The following is a 13,834-nucleotide window of genomic DNA, read 5'->3' on the forward strand; positions in this document are numbered from 1 at the left end:
CTCCGCCCGCCGTCCTGAGAGGAACCCCGTGCCGATCTCCGCCGTCGACTACGCCCACATCCGCCTGACCGTCCGGGACATCGCCGTCTCGCGCGCGTTCTACGACTCCGTCTTCGGGTTCGACGTCGCCTTCGAGGCACCGCCCGCCGACGCCTCCGCGGAGGAGAAGGAGCAGCTCGCGTTCCTGTTCGGCGGCGTGATCTACCAGTTCGCCGGCGGGCTCCTGGGCCTGCGCCCCGTCGCCGAGGGCGGCGACCGCTTCGACGAGGACCGCGTCGGACTCGACCACCTGAGCTTCACCGTGGGCAGCACCGACGAGCTGACGGCGGCCGCGGCCGTCCTCGACGAGCTCGGCATCGCGCACGAGCCGATCAAGGACGCCGGCGGGCAGAGCATCCTCGAGTTCCGCGACCCCGACAACATCGCGCTCGAGATCTCCGCGACGAACTGAGCTCCGTTCCGGCTGCACACCCTCAGCTGAGAGCGGTCGGCCTCCGCCCACTCGGGAGGGACCCCGCCTCAGCTGATGGTGTGCGCCGCGCGCGAGGCGGTCAGGGCCGCCAGAGGTACGGAGTCGTCGTCGACACCTTCACGAGGCCCGAGCGCTCGAGGATCGGGCGCGAGTACTCGGTCGAGTCGCTGTGCACGAGCGTCCGGCCGAGATCCAGAGCCGAGCGGGCCCGCACGGCCGTGAGCGCGCGGTAGATCCCGCGTCCGCGGTACTCCTCGAGCGTCGCGCCGCCCCAGATGCCGACGAAGTCGCTGCCGGGGACGGGCTCCAGGCGTCCGCCGCTGACCATGCGGCCGTCGGCCTCGGCGACCCACAGCTCCATGCCGTCGCGGCGGGCGAGCCGGGCCACGAGCGAGTCGGCGATCGCGACGTCGACGTCCTCGCCGAACGCGGCGTCGATCATCGCGCTGAAGGCGCGGACGTCGGGCTCGTCCACGACTCGGCGGAGGGTCACACCGTCGGGAACGGGAGCGTCGCGGGTGAGCGCCTCGAGCGGGCCGATCATGATCGACTCCGTCTCCTCCGGCGCGAAGCCGTGGTCGAGGAGGGCCTCGTGGAGGCCCGGTGCGCGGTCGTGGCCGCGGGTCTTCCACTCGACCTTGCGGATCGCGCGGTCGGCGGCGAAGTGCTCGCGAGCGGCCGCGACCAGGTCGCGGATCGCCTGCGCCCCCGCGCCACCGAGGTCGCGGTAGGTCACGAAGCCGCGACCGCCGGCGAAGGTGACCAGGCGGAGGGGGCCGACCCGCGTCACCGCGACGGCGCTCGGCGTCTCGGCATCGGTGCGCAGCTGGTCGTCGTAGGCGTTCAGGTACTCGGTGATCATCTGCCCCACGCTACGGGAGGCGTCTCGATGTCGGTGCCCGCCGCTACGGTCTCGGCATGACCTTCGCGAATGTCGGCACCCTCGGTGCCCTGCCCGGACGCCGCGGCGACCTCGTCGCCCTGCTCACCGCCCGCAACGACGCGCTCGAGCGCGTCGGCTGCCTCGCCTACGAGGTGGGTGTCTCCGACGACACGGCCGACACGGTGTTCGTGGTCGAGCTGTGGACGAGCGCCGAGGCTCACCGCGCCTCGCTCGAGCTGCCCGAGGTGCAGGCGGCGATCGCCGCCGCGCGCCCGCTGCTCAGCGGCGAGTTCGGCGGCTTCCGCTTCGACGTCGTCGGGTCGCCGCTGCGCGACTGAACCCGGCTGCGCGGCTGACGCCCTGCCCGCTGGTCGAGTAGGCGCCGCAGGCGGCACATCGAGACCCACCACCGTCAGCACGGTGACTCTGAGGGCTCCGCTTCGGGAGCAGGTGGATCTCGACACGCCCGCGCCCGCTCCGCGGGCTACTCGATCAGCGAGGGGGGCGGCGGTCAGTTCCCGGTGACCTGGCCGATGAGGTCCTGGATGAAGGGGACGATGTCCTGGGCCTGGTCGACGCTGGCGAACGCCGTGGCGAACAGGGGCCAGATCGAGCCGATCAGGGTCGCGACGACGGCGGCGACGGCCGCCACCCAGGCGAGTGCCGCCTTGCGCGACACGAAGGCGAGGGCGAGGGCGGCGAGGCCGATCACGAAGCTGATCACGATCGAGAGCGTGATGGCGCCGACCGGGACGTCGAGGACGCCGACGGTCGTGGCGTCAGCAGCGCCGATCAGCCCGAGCACGGGCAGCAGGACGGCGAGGACGACGATCGCGCTGACCACCACGCCGGTCGCGAAGGCGATCCAGGCGGCCCGGGGCTTCCGGCGCGAACCGCCGAAGGAGCGTGTCCTCATCGGACTACTCCTGCCCGGCGCGGTGCGAGGTGGCGTCGGAGGAGGACGATTTGCTCTCGACCGGCTCGATCTCGACGGCGACCGGCGTCGCGGTGCTGTCCGATCCTCCGTCGGCGCGCTCGACCTCGACGCGAACGACGAACTCGGCGGCGGCAGGCGCCTCGACCTCGACCGTGCGATCGGCGACGGAGCCGTCGTGTGCAGCGGTCTGGGTGTCGCCGGCCTCGCGCTCCTCGTCCAGCGCGTCGGCGGCCGAGTCGAGCGCGTCCGCCGTCTGCTCACGCGCGGCGTCGACCGCGTCGCGAGCCGAGTCGAGCGCGGTGCGGGTCGACTCGCGCGCCGTATCGAGCGCGTCTCCCGCCGACTCGCGCGCCGTGTCGAGCGCATCACCCGCAGCGGTCGCGGCGGTCGAGGCCGCGTCGCGCGCCTTGTCGACGAGGGGCTCGCCGTACTCGCGCTCGTCGTCGGGCGCCTCGATCGGGTCGAACGGGCCGTGCACGTCGGTGACGGTGACGTTGACGACGACGGAGTCGTCGGTGAGCGGAGCAGCGGAGCGGGACACCTGCTCGCGGGTCTCGTCGATCACGGCCTTCACCCTGTGGGGGTACTCGACGACCAGGTCGAGGTCGACCGTGGTGACGCCGTCGGCGCGGCTGACCGTGACTCCGGGGCTCGTGCTGGTGCCCAGCACGGCGCGCGAGGCGCGGTCGAGGCTGCGGGCGGCGGTGCCGCCGAGGTGGTGGACACCGGTGACGCCGGCAGCGGTCTCGGCCGCGGCGGTCGCCACGAGGTGCTCGATCGACTCGCCCTCGGGGTGGCCGCGGTCTACGGCACCGAGGTCGATCGTGCGGTCGGTATCGGTCATGGGGTGCTCCTAGTAGTTCTCGACCCGCGATGGCGGGCGCTCTCCGGCCCTCCCGAACAGGAGGGCCGGACGGTGGTGCCCGGTCAGCTCACGCGGGCGGGGCTGCTCGCGCGGCTGCGGAGTCCCCCGACGATCTGGATGACGACGGGGGTCTCCTCTCCGAGCAGCGCGTCCCAGCGGCGGACGGCCGTGTCGATGCTGCGACGCACCTGCACCGGCGAGACGCCGCGGCGGGTGTGCGCGGTGACGCGGAGGACGTTCTGCTGACGGATCTCGAACGCGGTGACGTCGACGGAGACGATGGCGGAGTCGTGCGACAGCGCCTCCTCGAGGACCTGCTCGGCGACCTTCGCGTCGATGGTCACCGACCCGCCGGTCGGGGTGCCCGCTCCCGAGCCCGACCCGACGCGCAGCAGCGTCGAGGTGCGGCCGCGGCCCTGGCGCACGATGAAGCGCACCAGCAGGAGGATCAGGACGAGCGCGACGACCGCGCTCACCCACAGGATCCAGGGCTGGCCGTTCAGAGCGTCGGTCGTCGGCTGCGTCGCGTCGTCGGCGGCCGTCGAGACGGTCTGCTGCACGTCCGGGAGGAGCGACCCCGCCGCGACGGCACCGCCGACGACGAGGAGCACGAGCCCCACGACGAACAGCAGCAGCCGGTTGAGGAATCGATTCGTGGTGGTCATCGGACCGTCCCCTTCTCGGAGAGGCGCACGCGGGCGCGCAGGCGGGGGCTGTAGTCGTAGGTCGCCAGTTCGGCGTCGACGGCCTCGCGGATGCTGCCGATGTCGGTGCTGCGGCCCGACGTGCGGGCCACGGTGACGCCGACCGTGCTCTTGCCGATCGACACCGACACCTGGTCGGGATCGACGTCGCTGGCGTAGGCGGCGGTGCGGGCGACGCTCTGGGCGATCACGCGGTCGTCGACCACGGTGGCGGTGCGGCCGGAGCCGGCGGTCCGACGTCCGCGACGCCCGGGGGCGACCGACAGGACGAGCAGGACGAGCCCGATCACGGCCGCGACGGCTCCCGCGGCGGCGGTCAGCGCGATGGGGGCGCTGGCGGCCCCGAGGAGGGCGGTCGCGCCGTCCTCCGGGGCCACGAGCAGCGCGGGCTGCCCGAGAGCAGCGAGCACCGCCTCCGTGCCGAGCCATGCGAACAGCACGATCAGCACGACGGCGAGGACGATCGCCGAGCCGGAGCGCGACGAGTGCGTCTCGCGACGGAGGATGCGCGGGTACAGCGACCCGGCGGTGGTGGTGGGGGTCGTCACGACACCCTCCTTCGTTCTCGGAGGTCGGCGCCCGTGATGCGGAGGTCGACCCGGCCGATGGTGGAGCCGGTGAGCTCCAGGCACTGGGAGCGGATGGTGGTCTGCGCCGTGCTCAGGCGGGAGAGCAGCGTCCCTGAGGAGCGCCGATCCGTCTCGCCGAGGGGCGTGACGTGGATGGGGGCGTGCGCGGTGACGTGGAGGTGTCCTCCGTCGTCATCGAGCTCGACGGACACGTCGGACGCTGTGACGTTCAGCGCCTCCGCGGTGACGGCCGACACGACCCGGCGCACGGCGCGCGAGGTGATCGTCGTGCGGCCGTGGCGGGCCTGGTCGGCCATCACCGCCGCGGTCACGAGGTCCGCCGCCCGCGGAGGGTGTCGGCCAGCGAGCGCAGATCGAGCTTGCCCTCGATCACCCGACCGACACCGAAGCCGATCGCCATGGCCAGGGCGACGAAGATCATCGCCCAGAAGCCGAAGGCGAGGGCCGCGAACGCGAGGACGGCGCCGAGGACGAGCCCTGAACGGGACGGAGTCACTTGACGCGGCTCTCGGTGTCCTCGTCCTTGTCGTCCGAGGGGATGTAGACGTCGGCGACGGTCACGTTGACCTCGGTGACCTCCATGCCGACGACCGAGGAGATGGCCTCGGAGACGGCGGAGCGGATGCTGTCGGCGAGCTTCTGCAGCGCGACGGGGTACTCGGCGACGACGGTGATGTCGGCGGCGACCTGCTTCTCGCCGACCTCGACGGAGATGCCCTGGCCGCGGTCCTGCGCGTTGATCGCGTTGCGGATGGCGCCGATGGCGCGGGCGGCTCCGCCACCGAGGTCGTGGACGCCGGCGACCTCGCGGGCGGCGATGCCGGCGACCTTCTCGACGACGCCGTCGGCGATCGTGTTCTTGCCGGTCGAGGTCGAGGTGCCGTGCTTGGCCGAGGAGCCCGAGGCGAGGGTGGTGGCGGGGGTGACGTTGGTCATGGTCTTCTCCGATGTCGTGATGAGGAGGGGCGCGGTGTGTGCCGCGGTGCCGACGTTTCGCGGCACATGGATCAGACGTGCTCAGGGCCGCCGTCGTCCCGCCGGTTCAGCCGAAGTGCAGGCAACGTCGGGGGACGACGCGCTTCGCGGCCAGTCGCCGCGAGAGCCCATAGCGAGGCTGTTCGTCGAGCGGCCAGAGCACTCAGGCGCGCAGGGTGTGACTCGGCTTCTCGGCGAATCGGGCCTGGTACGAGCTCGCGAAGCGGCCGAGATTGCCGAAGCCCCACTCGCGTGCCACGGCGGCGACGGTGGTCGAGTAGGGGTCGCCGGCCACGAGGTCGTTGCGGGCCCGATCGAGCCGGATGTCGCGCAGATAGACCGAGGGCGAGACTCCGAGGTGGCGCTGCGTGGCCTGCTGCAGGGTGCGCGTGTGCAGCCCGGCGGCCCGCGCCGCGTCGGCCGGGGTGATCGGCTCGTGGGCGTGGTGCTGGAGGAAGTCGAGGGCGACCCTGGTCCGCGACGCGGACGGGCGGCGGAGGACGGCGGGCACGTCCCACGCGCGCCAGGGGAACAGCAGGAGCAGCGCGCGGGCGAGGTTGAGCTCGGCGGTGAAGCGGACGAGCGGGGCGATGGCGGCCGTCGCGAGCGCGGCACTCGCCTCCGACACCGCGGCGCGCCACCGGACGAGCACGCTCGGATCGGGGTCGGCCTCGTGGTCGAAGGAGACGGGCTGCCGGGGGCCGGCGTGCGACTCGGTCGCGACGTCCTCGAGGAAACCGGGCCCGAAGTGGATCAGATTCTGGCGGTGGGGCCGGAAATCGAGGCCGAACTGCCGCTCCGCCGGGAACAGGAACGGCGCCGATGAGGCACCGGTCCGGGTGAACGGCCGGAGGTTGAGGACTCCCCCGCCGGCGCGGAACCAGCCCACGACGTACTCGCGCAGGTGCGGGACCTCGCCGATCAGCTCGCCGGCGCAGTCGGAGGTGCGCAGCGTCACGCGCTCGCTGCCGCGGTAGGCGTAGCGGAAGGAGAAATCGCGCGAGGCGGGGGAGACGCGGAAGGTCCCGCCTCCGTAGGCGTCGGCGTAGACGGCGGAGGCCTGGTCGGGATTCTCACCCGAGGCCTCGAAGCGCCGCTCGGCGCCGTCGTTCGGCGCCGCGTCGGAGGCGAAGGGGCTCCCCATCGTGAAGGTCGACCCGCTCATGACGACTGCTCGAGCCGGCGGAGGAGGAAGGAGTGCATGACCGTGCTTCTCTCGTATCAAGGCCCTGTCGCGCGGACACCGGCGGGCGTCGGACGGAGGGCGGTTGCAGTTCAGACGAGTCCGGAGGGCGAATCGTCACGGATTCGACCAGGATTCGACCCTCGCTCGGGTGACAGCGTCGTCGACGGAGGGCGGCTCTCTCGCACAGCGGCCATCCGCTCCGGCGGTCGAGTGTCAAGGCTGGTAGTCATTCGGAGCGGCGGTCAGACTGAGATCGGCAGCGGCGCGGATCGACGGACCGCGGGCGACAGGAGGCGATCATCGACGACGACGATCCCCTCCTCAACGCCTCGGACGCGACCCTCGCCTCCCGTGCCGTCGACGGCGATGTGGTGGCGTTCGAGCAGCTGGCGCGCCGACACGGCTCGCTGATGCGGGTCTACGCCGCCAAGCTCCTGGGGTCCGAGATCGAGTCGGACGACGTCGTCCAGGAGGCGTTCCTCACCGGCTGGCGGCAGCTCTCGGACCTCGACAGCCCGGCCCACATCCGCAACTGGCTGATGCGGATCGTGTCGCACAAGGCGATCGACCGGATCCGCGTCCGCCGCCGCCACGACGACATCGACGACTGGGACCCGCCCGCTCCCGCCGAGTACTCGCCCGAGCGCGTCGTCGAAGCCCGCCTCCAGCTGGACGCCGTCTGGGAAGCGCTGGACCGATTGCCCGCCGATCAGCGACGCTGTTGGCTACTCCGAGAGACCGCCGGCTACAGCTACCAGGAGATCGCCGACGCTCTCGACCTCCCCGTCTCGACCGTCCGCGGACTCCTCGCGCGGGCCCGGCGATTCCTGCTCCACGAACTGGAGGCATGGCGATGACGCCCGATGACGACGCTGTGCCGAGGGACGACGCTGTGCCGAGGGTGCCGGTGGACGGCGCTCCGCCGCTCGATGACGCGGGGGCCGACGCCGGCGACGGCTCCGCGACCGACGACGACCTCGACGGCCACACGCTGGACGAGCTGAGCGACTACCTCGACCGCGGGCGGCAGCCGTACGACCCGTCGATCGAGGACTCGGCCGCGTGCCGCCTCGCCCTGGCGAACCTCACCCGCCTCAACGAGCTCTCGGCGCGGGCGCTGCGGCGCGAATCCGAGCGCGAGCCCGATCGCGACGAGGTGTGGATCGCCGGACTGCTCGACGCGATCCGCGCCGAGGTCCGTTCCGGGCGCGACGTGCCCGTCCGGCACCCCGACCCGACTCTGCGGCTCGCGCTGACGGAGGCGGCGGTCCGCGGCATGATCCGCCGCGCCGGCGACACGATGGGCGGCGTCATCATGGGCCGCTGCACGCTCGACGGCGACGTCGCGACTCCCGGCGCGGTCATCCGGGTCGACGTGACCTTCGCGCTCGAGTTCGGACTGGCCGTCGCAAACGTCGCCGACAGGCTGCGCGAGCGCATCCGCTACGCCCTCGAACGCCACACCGAGCTCGTCGTCGGCGCGATCGACGTCACCGTCGACGACGTCTACCCCCGCCGAGAGGACCGAGCGTGACCGACGACACCGAGCTCTCGCAGCGGCTCACCGCCGCGATCCGCGACACGGAGGGAGTGGCCGGCGTGTATCCGGCGCAGCCCGTGCTCGAGGCGGCGGCCGACGCGATCGCCGTGAAGCTCGCGCTGCGGCAGCCCGACGTGCTGGTCGACATCGACCGCTCTGACGGATTCACCACGGTGAGCGCGCACATCTCGACGGTCGCGGCGCTGCCCGCCCCCGACACCCTGCGCGCCGTGGGCGAGCTGGTGCGCGGCATGCTCGAGGCCGAACTGTCGGGCCCGTTCGCCGTCAACGTGAAGGTGCGCCTGATCGAGGACTCGGGGCGCCGCGAGGGCTGAGCCACTCGGCGAGTCTCTGTTCTGACGCAGGTGCCGCTGCTCGATGCCTGACCGAGAAGGGGGGTGTCGAACGCGTCAGGCGTCCTGCGGGCGCGCGTCCACGGCGTGCGCCTCCTCCTTGCCGACGCGCGTGACGGCGCAGCAGTGCGAGCACTCGAGCAGATAGCGGGTCGAGACCGTGAGCAGGGGCACGAAGAAGAGCGAGAGCCGGGTGCGGCTGCGCAGGACGCGCTGCTCGGCGCGCACTCCGCAGACCCGGCAGACGGAGACGAGGACGCGCAGGACGTCCTCGACGGAGCGGGTTCCGAAGATGAGCAGCATGCACCCGAGCCTACGGAGGCGTCGCCGGGTCACCGGAGGGGGGTTGCGGCGCGCACGCGGGTCATCGGATTTCCGCGAAGACCCCGCCTGCGGGGCGTCTTTCCGGGGGAACCCGACGGCTCAGCGCTTATCGCGGCGGAAACGGGACTCGCGGCCGGCGATGTGCACGCCGATGCCCGTCACGCCGACGGCGAACGCCGTGATCACTCCGACGAAGGCGATGTCGTGGCCCGCGCCGAAGGCGAAGGCGGCGACGAGGAGCCCGATGGCCGCGACGACGACGACGAACGTGCCCGCGATCTCTCCTGCGCTGCGCTGCATGCCTCCAGCCTGCGGCCGGAACGGGTCCCCCGCAATGCCGGGAAGATGAACAGGACCCTCGTCGCGCCAGGAGCGTCAGCCTCGGAGCGCTCCCGCCGCGTACGACGCATCGCGCTGCAGCCTCCGCGAGCCCGCGTAGTCGGCCAGCGCGTGGTCCGCGGGCGCATCGTCTCCCGCGAGCAGCGCCTGCGCTCTGGCGAGCCTGGCCCGCCGGATCTCGCCGAAGACCGTCGTCCCGTGCCGCGCGAACATCCTCTGCAGGGTCCGCTTCGGCACCTCCAGCCGGGTGCTGAGCTCGTGCACCGACAGCGCCGGGTCCGCCGACATCGCCGAGATCAGGGCGAGCGCGGCGGTGTACGCGTCGCCCCCTTCTTCTCGCGGCAGTGATGTCAGGAGGAGAGCGCCGGCGAGCTGCTCGAGAGCCGCGCCCAGGAGGGGGAACGAGGCGCACTCGGGATCGGGCCGTGCACCGAAGACCGCGTTGGTCATCGCGACCAGGATCCTGCGGGCAGCGGCGTCGGCCGGGGCGTCGAGCGCGCCGGCGTTCTCGGGGGCGGCGATCAGGGGGCGGGCGAGCTCGATCTCGATCCGCGCGGTCCGCGCCTCCGTCACCACGGTGAAGGCGGTCTCGCGACGGAGGAACGCGACGCCACCCACGCCGACCCGCACCTCGGCCTCGGCCGGGTCGTCGGGCAGCACGGCCAGCGTTCCGTCGAGCGGGATCAGCATCCGGATGCCCTCGCCGGCGTCCGGGCGCCGCGAGAACCGTCCGGGAGTGTGCCAGATCCGCAGCACCTCGAGCCCGTCGTGGCGCAGCACATCGGCCACGATCCGCAGCGGAGCGGACGGACGACCCTGCAGGCCGACGTCGCTCAGCCAGGCCGCGGCCGACAGATCCCCGCGCTCTCCTCCTCGGACGAACGACGACCTCTCACTAGGCGCGATGACTCTCACGTCGACTCCCTGCTGTCCGCCTCGCGCCGGTTCGGGTGACACGAGACGCCCAGCGTGGCGCGGAAGGACGGGAATCCGCAGATCATTCACCCGCCGGAAGCGGTAATTCATCCGTGTGGGGAAGGGGGCAGAGTTCTGTACCGCGCAGAATGACGGACCAGAGAAGGTCATTCACCCCTGGTGGGCGTGATTTCACCCGTCATCGCAGTGACTTTCATCAGATGAATCGCAGCAGAGCACGGGCGTCGAGGTGGGCCGCGCTGCCGATCGACCTGCGGGCCGCCGATCCCGGCTTCGGGCGTCTGCGAGGCTGCCAGCATGACCGCCGACCGCAGTCCCGATCCCCGCACCGGCTCGACGCCGCCTCCGCTCGCCGATCCTCGGCGGTTCGGGGCGGTGATCGGGCTGGTCGGGGCGGCGGTCTTCGTCTTCTCGTACACGCCGGGGTTCACCGATCCGCTGTCGATCAGTGTGCGCGTCGTCACGATCGCGGCGATCGGCGCGGCGCTCTGGCTGCTGTTCGCGCGGCCGCGGTTCCTCGGGCCGTTCGTGCCGCCGCCCCGATCGCGGATCATCGTCTACGTCTGCTGCGTCGTCGCGGAGTTCGCGCTCATCGCGATCGGGACCGGCCTGCTCGAGTCGGCGGGACGCTCCGACCTGCGACCCGCCCTCATCGCGGCGGTCGTGGGGCTGCACTTCCTCCCGTTCGCGTGGGCGTTCGCCGAGCGCATGTTCGTCGTGCTCGGCTGCGCCCTCGTCGCGCTGGGTGGCGCGGGCCTCCTGCTCGCGAGCGGGAGCGCGGCTCGTGGAGCCGCCGTCACCTCGGGAGTCGTGATGGCGGTGATCCTCGTCGCGTACGGCGCGGGGGCATTCGCTCCCCGCGCGCGCACGACCTGAGGGACCGACCCGTCGCGAGTGGTCGCTGCGAGCGGATCGAGGCGACCGATCGCGGCGGATCGATCCGTCATCGGGTGCGACGCCGTCATCGGGTGCGACGCCGTTATCGGTGGGGACGGGGCCCCGCAAGCCCGAGCGGGAGCCGGAAGCGTCCGAACACAATGGAGGCATGAAGCAGCTGACCTACGCCTCCAAGAGCTTCGTCACCACCGACGCCGTGACCGAGGCGCTCCTCGACCTGGTGACGGCGATCGACCGGCAGGAGCACTCGGAGGCGGTGACCGTCCCCGCGTTCACGGATGACGGACGGCTGATCGAGACGATGATGACCCTCGACGCGAGCAGCGAGATCGTCGCGATCCCCGTCGATCTCGACGTCGCCGACGAGGACGCCGCGCAGGCGGCCCTCGACACCGCGATCGACGACATCCGCTCGCGCATCAAGAGCAACCGCCCGACGATCGCCCGCCCGGTCATCGACGACGACCCGGCGCCGTACAACTACGAAGAGTTCTGAGCCGCCCCCTGGCCGACAGGACGACCGTCGAGCAGTCGCTGCGGAGCACGTCGAGCCCCCGCCGCCGCTTGCTACCGTGGCGGGGCACCCTCCGCGGGGCGCGAACGGAGGGCGACGATGCCGGACATCACGACGGACGACGGCGTCCGCCTCAGCTACACCGATCAGGGCGATCCGTCCGGCCCCGTCGTCGTGCTGGTCGCGGGCTTCAAGGCGCCTGCCACGAGCTGGAAGCCGCAGCAGGCCGCGCTCGCGAAGGCCGGCTACCGGGTGGTCTCGTTCGACCGGCGCGGGCACGGCCTCTCGGAGCGGCCGGCCCACGGAGCGACCATGGCCCGCCACGGCGCCGACCTCGCGGCGCTCCTCGAGCAGCTCGACCTGCGCGAGGTCGCACTGGTCGGCGGGTCGATGGGAGGCAACACCGTCTGGTCGATGATCGCGGCCGTCGGCGAGGAGCGGATCCGCACGGTGGTCATCGTCGACCAGACGCCGACGATGCTCAACACCAGTGACTGGCCCTACGGCTTCTACGACTACACGGAGGCGAATCGCGACACGCTCTTCGCGACCACCGTCCCCGATCCGGGTCGCGTGAGCATCGCCTCCAAGGGCCCGGTCCGCATCGCGCGACTCCTGAAGGCGCTCGGCGGCGGCGAGCGCCGCGAGCTCACCGATCCCGAGAAGGCGCTGCTCGCCGACCACGCGCGCGCCGACTGGCGGCCCGTCATCGCGGCCACCCGGGTGCCGGTCCTCTTCGTCGCCGGCCGCGAGAGCGAGTTCTGGCCGGCCGAGCACGCCGCGGCGGCCGCGGCCCTCGCTCCGCACGGTTCGTCGCTGGTGCTCGAGAAGGACGGGCACGCCGCGAACATCGAGCAGCCGGCCCGTTTCAACGAGGCGCTGCTGGAGTTCCTCCGGGGCTAGGCCGGGAACGCCTTGCCCGGGTTGAGGATCCCCGCGGGATCGAGCGCCGCCTTGATCGACCGGTGCATCCCGACGACCCGCGGTCCGAGCTCCGCGGCCGCGCCGGGGAGCTTCAGCAGCCCGACGCCGTGCTCGCCGGTCACCGTGCCGCCGAGAGCCAGGCAGTCGGCGACGATCCGGTCGAAGGCGTGCTTCGCCCGGATCTTGGCCGCGTCGTCGCCCTCGGGCGCGATGATGAGCGGATGCAGGTTGCCGTCGCCCGCGTGGGCGATGTTGGCGATGACGACGTCGTGGTCGGCGGCCGCCGACTGGATCCGCGCGAGCATCTCGGGGACGGCTCCGCGCGGCACGCAGATGTCCTCGGTGAGCACCGGGCCGAGGCGCTCGAGCGCCGGGTAGGCGAGCCTGCGCGCGAGGAACAGCCGGTCGACCTCTGCCCGGTCGGTCGCCTGCTCGACCGAGCGCGCACCCGACTGCGTCATCAGCGCCGCCACCCGCTCGGCGAGCTCCGCACCGGCGGCTCCCGCCTCGTCGACCTTGGCCAGCAGCATCGTGTCGACCTCGTGCGGCAGCCCGAGGTGCTGCCACTCGTCGACCGCGCGCAGGCACGTCCGGTCGATGATCTCGAGCGCGGAGGGGATCACTCCGGCCGCCGAGATCGCGGCCACCGCGACTCCGGCGTCCTCGAGCGAGGCGAAGGAGCCGACGATCGCGCGCTCCTCCCGCCCGCCCAGCGGCAGAAGGCGCAGGGTGAGCTCGACGATGATGCCGAGGGTCCCCTCCGACCCGACCATCAGGCCGGTCAGGTCGTAGCCGACGACGCCCTTGGCGGTGCGACGGCCGAGGCGCACGAGCGATCCGTCGGCCAGCACCACCGTCATGCCGAGCACGTAGTCGCGGGTGACGCCGTACTTGACGCAGCAGATGCCGCCCGCGTTGGTCGCCGCATTGCCGCCGATCGTCGAGATCGCCGAGCTGGCGGGGTCGGGCGGGTACCAGAGCCCGTGCTCGGCGACGGCCGCGCGGAGGTGGTCGTTGATGATCCCGGGCTGCGCGACGACGTACCGCTCGGCGGTGTCGATCTCGAGCACGGCGGTCATCCGCTCGAGCGAGACGACGACGCAGCCGGCGACGGCGTTCGCACCCCCGGAGAGGCCCGTCCCGGCACCGCGGGCGACGACCGGCACGGCGGCCGACGCCGCGATCCGCACGGTCTGCACCACGTCGTCCGCACTCTCGGCGAAGACCACTGCGAGCGGACGCGCGTAGGGGGCCCATTCGGCGTCGTCGTGGCTGCAGCGGTCGAGCTCGTCGGAGTCGGTCACGACGAGATCGGGGCGGAGAGCGGCGCGGAGCCGCTCCAGCAGGTCGGACGTTCCGGGTGTCGTCTCCGGCAGGCGCTCGTTCATCGAGAGC

At 72.4% G+C, this 13,834-nt stretch carries 21 protein-coding genes; 8 read left to right on the plus strand and 13 right to left on the minus strand.

Features of this window, described 5'->3' with window-relative positions:
• The first annotated feature begins 28 nt into the window (after nt 1-28).
• Nucleotides 29-451 (plus strand): VOC family protein, encoded by a 423-nt coding sequence (locus ASG06_RS05520; protein ID WP_056039618.1) that lies wholly within the window; start codon nt 29-31, stop codon nt 449-451.
• Nucleotides 452-551: 100 nt separating this feature from the next.
• Here the strand turns inward: ASG06_RS05520 and ASG06_RS05525 are convergent, their stop codons facing one another.
• A complete protein-coding gene (locus tag ASG06_RS05525; RefSeq protein WP_056039621.1) occupies nt 552-1,334 on the minus strand; it encodes a GNAT family N-acetyltransferase in 783 nt (260 codons plus the stop codon).
• Nucleotides 1,335-1,390: 56 nt separating this feature from the next.
• Between ASG06_RS05525 and ASG06_RS05530 the strand changes: the two genes are divergently transcribed.
• On the plus strand, nt 1,391-1,693 hold the full coding sequence (locus tag ASG06_RS05530; RefSeq protein ID WP_056039624.1) for a putative quinol monooxygenase: 303 nt from the start codon (nt 1,391-1,393) through the stop codon (nt 1,691-1,693).
• Nucleotides 1,694-1,866: 173 nt separating this feature from the next.
• Here ASG06_RS05530 and ASG06_RS05535 read toward each other — a convergent pair whose 3' ends face one another.
• From ASG06_RS05535 to ASG06_RS05570, 8 genes are all read right to left on the minus strand, one after another.
• Nucleotides 1,867-2,271: a hypothetical protein gene (locus ASG06_RS05535; RefSeq protein WP_056039631.1), complete on the minus strand. Its 405-nt coding sequence runs from the start codon at nt 2,269-2,271 to the stop codon at nt 1,867-1,869.
• 4 nt (nt 2,272-2,275) lie between these two features.
• A complete protein-coding gene (locus ASG06_RS05540) occupies nt 2,276-3,136 on the minus strand; it encodes an Asp23/Gls24 family envelope stress response protein (RefSeq protein WP_056039634.1) in 861 nt (286 codons plus the stop codon).
• A gap of 83 nt (nt 3,137-3,219) precedes the next feature.
• The gene (locus tag ASG06_RS05545; protein ID WP_056039638.1) at nt 3,220-3,822 is read right to left on the minus strand and encodes a hypothetical protein; all 603 of its coding nucleotides are present in this window, start codon (nt 3,820-3,822) and stop codon (nt 3,220-3,222) included.
• On the minus strand, nt 3,819-4,409 hold the full coding sequence (locus ASG06_RS05550) for a DUF6286 domain-containing protein (RefSeq protein WP_056039642.1): 591 nt from the start codon (nt 4,407-4,409) through the stop codon (nt 3,819-3,821). Before ASG06_RS05550 ends, ASG06_RS05545 begins: the two co-directional genes overlap by 4 nt.
• Nucleotides 4,406-4,762: a hypothetical protein gene (locus tag ASG06_RS05555; RefSeq protein ID WP_231727618.1), complete on the minus strand. Its 357-nt coding sequence runs from the start codon at nt 4,760-4,762 to the stop codon at nt 4,406-4,408. The genes ASG06_RS05550 and ASG06_RS05555 overlap by 4 nt, the downstream gene beginning before the upstream one ends.
• Entirely contained in the window at nt 4,759-4,947 is a 189-nt protein-coding gene (locus ASG06_RS05560) for a DUF2273 domain-containing protein (protein WP_056039645.1), read from the minus strand. Before ASG06_RS05560 ends, ASG06_RS05555 begins: the two co-directional genes overlap by 4 nt.
• Nucleotides 4,944-5,387 (minus strand): Asp23/Gls24 family envelope stress response protein, encoded by a 444-nt coding sequence (locus ASG06_RS05565; RefSeq protein ID WP_056040525.1) that lies wholly within the window; start codon nt 5,385-5,387, stop codon nt 4,944-4,946. Before ASG06_RS05565 ends, ASG06_RS05560 begins: the two co-directional genes overlap by 4 nt.
• A 202-nt stretch (nt 5,388-5,589) precedes the next feature.
• Nucleotides 5,590-6,591 carry a helix-turn-helix transcriptional regulator gene (locus tag ASG06_RS05570; RefSeq protein ID WP_056039648.1) on the minus strand — a complete coding sequence of 334 codons (1,002 nt, stop codon included), beginning with the start codon at nt 6,589-6,591 and terminating at the stop codon, nt 5,590-5,592.
• 392 nt (nt 6,592-6,983) lie between these two features.
• Here ASG06_RS05570 and ASG06_RS05575 point away from each other — a divergent pair, with 392 nt between their 5' ends.
• From ASG06_RS05575 to ASG06_RS05585, 3 genes are read left to right on the plus strand one after another with little or no spacing between them, the layout of a single operon-like run.
• Nucleotides 6,984-7,469 carry an RNA polymerase sigma factor gene (locus tag ASG06_RS05575; RefSeq protein ID WP_231727619.1) on the plus strand — a complete coding sequence of 162 codons (486 nt, stop codon included), beginning with the start codon at nt 6,984-6,986 and terminating at the stop codon, nt 7,467-7,469.
• Nucleotides 7,466-8,146 carry an Asp23/Gls24 family envelope stress response protein gene (locus tag ASG06_RS05580; protein ID WP_162239004.1) on the plus strand — a complete coding sequence of 227 codons (681 nt, stop codon included), beginning with the start codon at nt 7,466-7,468 and terminating at the stop codon, nt 8,144-8,146. Before ASG06_RS05575 ends, ASG06_RS05580 begins: the two co-directional genes overlap by 4 nt.
• The gene (locus ASG06_RS05585) at nt 8,143-8,487 is read left to right on the plus strand and encodes a hypothetical protein (RefSeq protein ID WP_056039653.1); all 345 of its coding nucleotides are present in this window, start codon (nt 8,143-8,145) and stop codon (nt 8,485-8,487) included. The genes ASG06_RS05580 and ASG06_RS05585 overlap by 4 nt, the downstream gene beginning before the upstream one ends.
• Before the next feature lie 75 nt (nt 8,488-8,562).
• Here the strand turns inward: ASG06_RS05585 and ASG06_RS05590 are convergent, their stop codons facing one another.
• The 3 genes from ASG06_RS05590 to ASG06_RS05600 all read right to left on the minus strand — a co-directional run bounded on the left by ASG06_RS05590 (nt 8,563) and on the right by ASG06_RS05600 (nt 10,083).
• Nucleotides 8,563-8,808, minus strand: a complete 246-nt coding sequence (locus ASG06_RS05590; RefSeq protein WP_056039656.1) for a zinc-ribbon domain-containing protein — start codon at nt 8,806-8,808, stop codon at nt 8,563-8,565.
• Nucleotides 8,809-8,928: 120 nt separating this feature from the next.
• Nucleotides 8,929-9,129 (minus strand): hypothetical protein, encoded by a 201-nt coding sequence (locus tag ASG06_RS05595; protein ID WP_056039662.1) that lies wholly within the window; start codon nt 9,127-9,129, stop codon nt 8,929-8,931.
• Between the two features lie 75 nt (nt 9,130-9,204).
• On the minus strand, nt 9,205-10,083 hold the full coding sequence (locus ASG06_RS05600) for a hypothetical protein (protein WP_056039664.1): 879 nt from the start codon (nt 10,081-10,083) through the stop codon (nt 9,205-9,207).
• Between the two features lie 318 nt (nt 10,084-10,401).
• Here ASG06_RS05600 and ASG06_RS05605 point away from each other — a divergent pair, with 318 nt between their 5' ends.
• The 3 genes from ASG06_RS05605 (at nt 10,402) to ASG06_RS05615 (ending at nt 12,418) form a co-directional block, all read left to right on the plus strand.
• Entirely contained in the window at nt 10,402-10,980 is a 579-nt protein-coding gene (locus ASG06_RS05605; protein ID WP_056039666.1) for a hypothetical protein, read from the plus strand.
• A 169-nt stretch (nt 10,981-11,149) separates the two neighbouring features.
• A complete protein-coding gene (locus ASG06_RS05610) occupies nt 11,150-11,497 on the plus strand; it encodes a hypothetical protein (protein WP_056039669.1) in 348 nt (115 codons plus the stop codon).
• A gap of 117 nt (nt 11,498-11,614) precedes the next feature.
• On the plus strand, nt 11,615-12,418 hold the full coding sequence (locus ASG06_RS05615) for an alpha/beta fold hydrolase (protein ID WP_056039676.1): 804 nt from the start codon (nt 11,615-11,617) through the stop codon (nt 12,416-12,418).
• Here the strand turns inward: ASG06_RS05615 and ASG06_RS05620 are convergent.
• Entirely contained in the window at nt 12,415-13,827 is a 1,413-nt protein-coding gene (locus tag ASG06_RS05620) for an FAD-binding oxidoreductase (protein WP_056039678.1), read from the minus strand. The genes ASG06_RS05615 and ASG06_RS05620 overlap by 4 nt on opposite strands.
• Nucleotides 13,828-13,834 lie beyond the last annotated feature (7 nt).

The organism is Rathayibacter sp. Leaf185 (assembly GCF_001423885.1).
Classification (GTDB): Bacteria; Actinomycetota; Actinomycetes; order Actinomycetales; family Microbacteriaceae; genus Rathayibacter.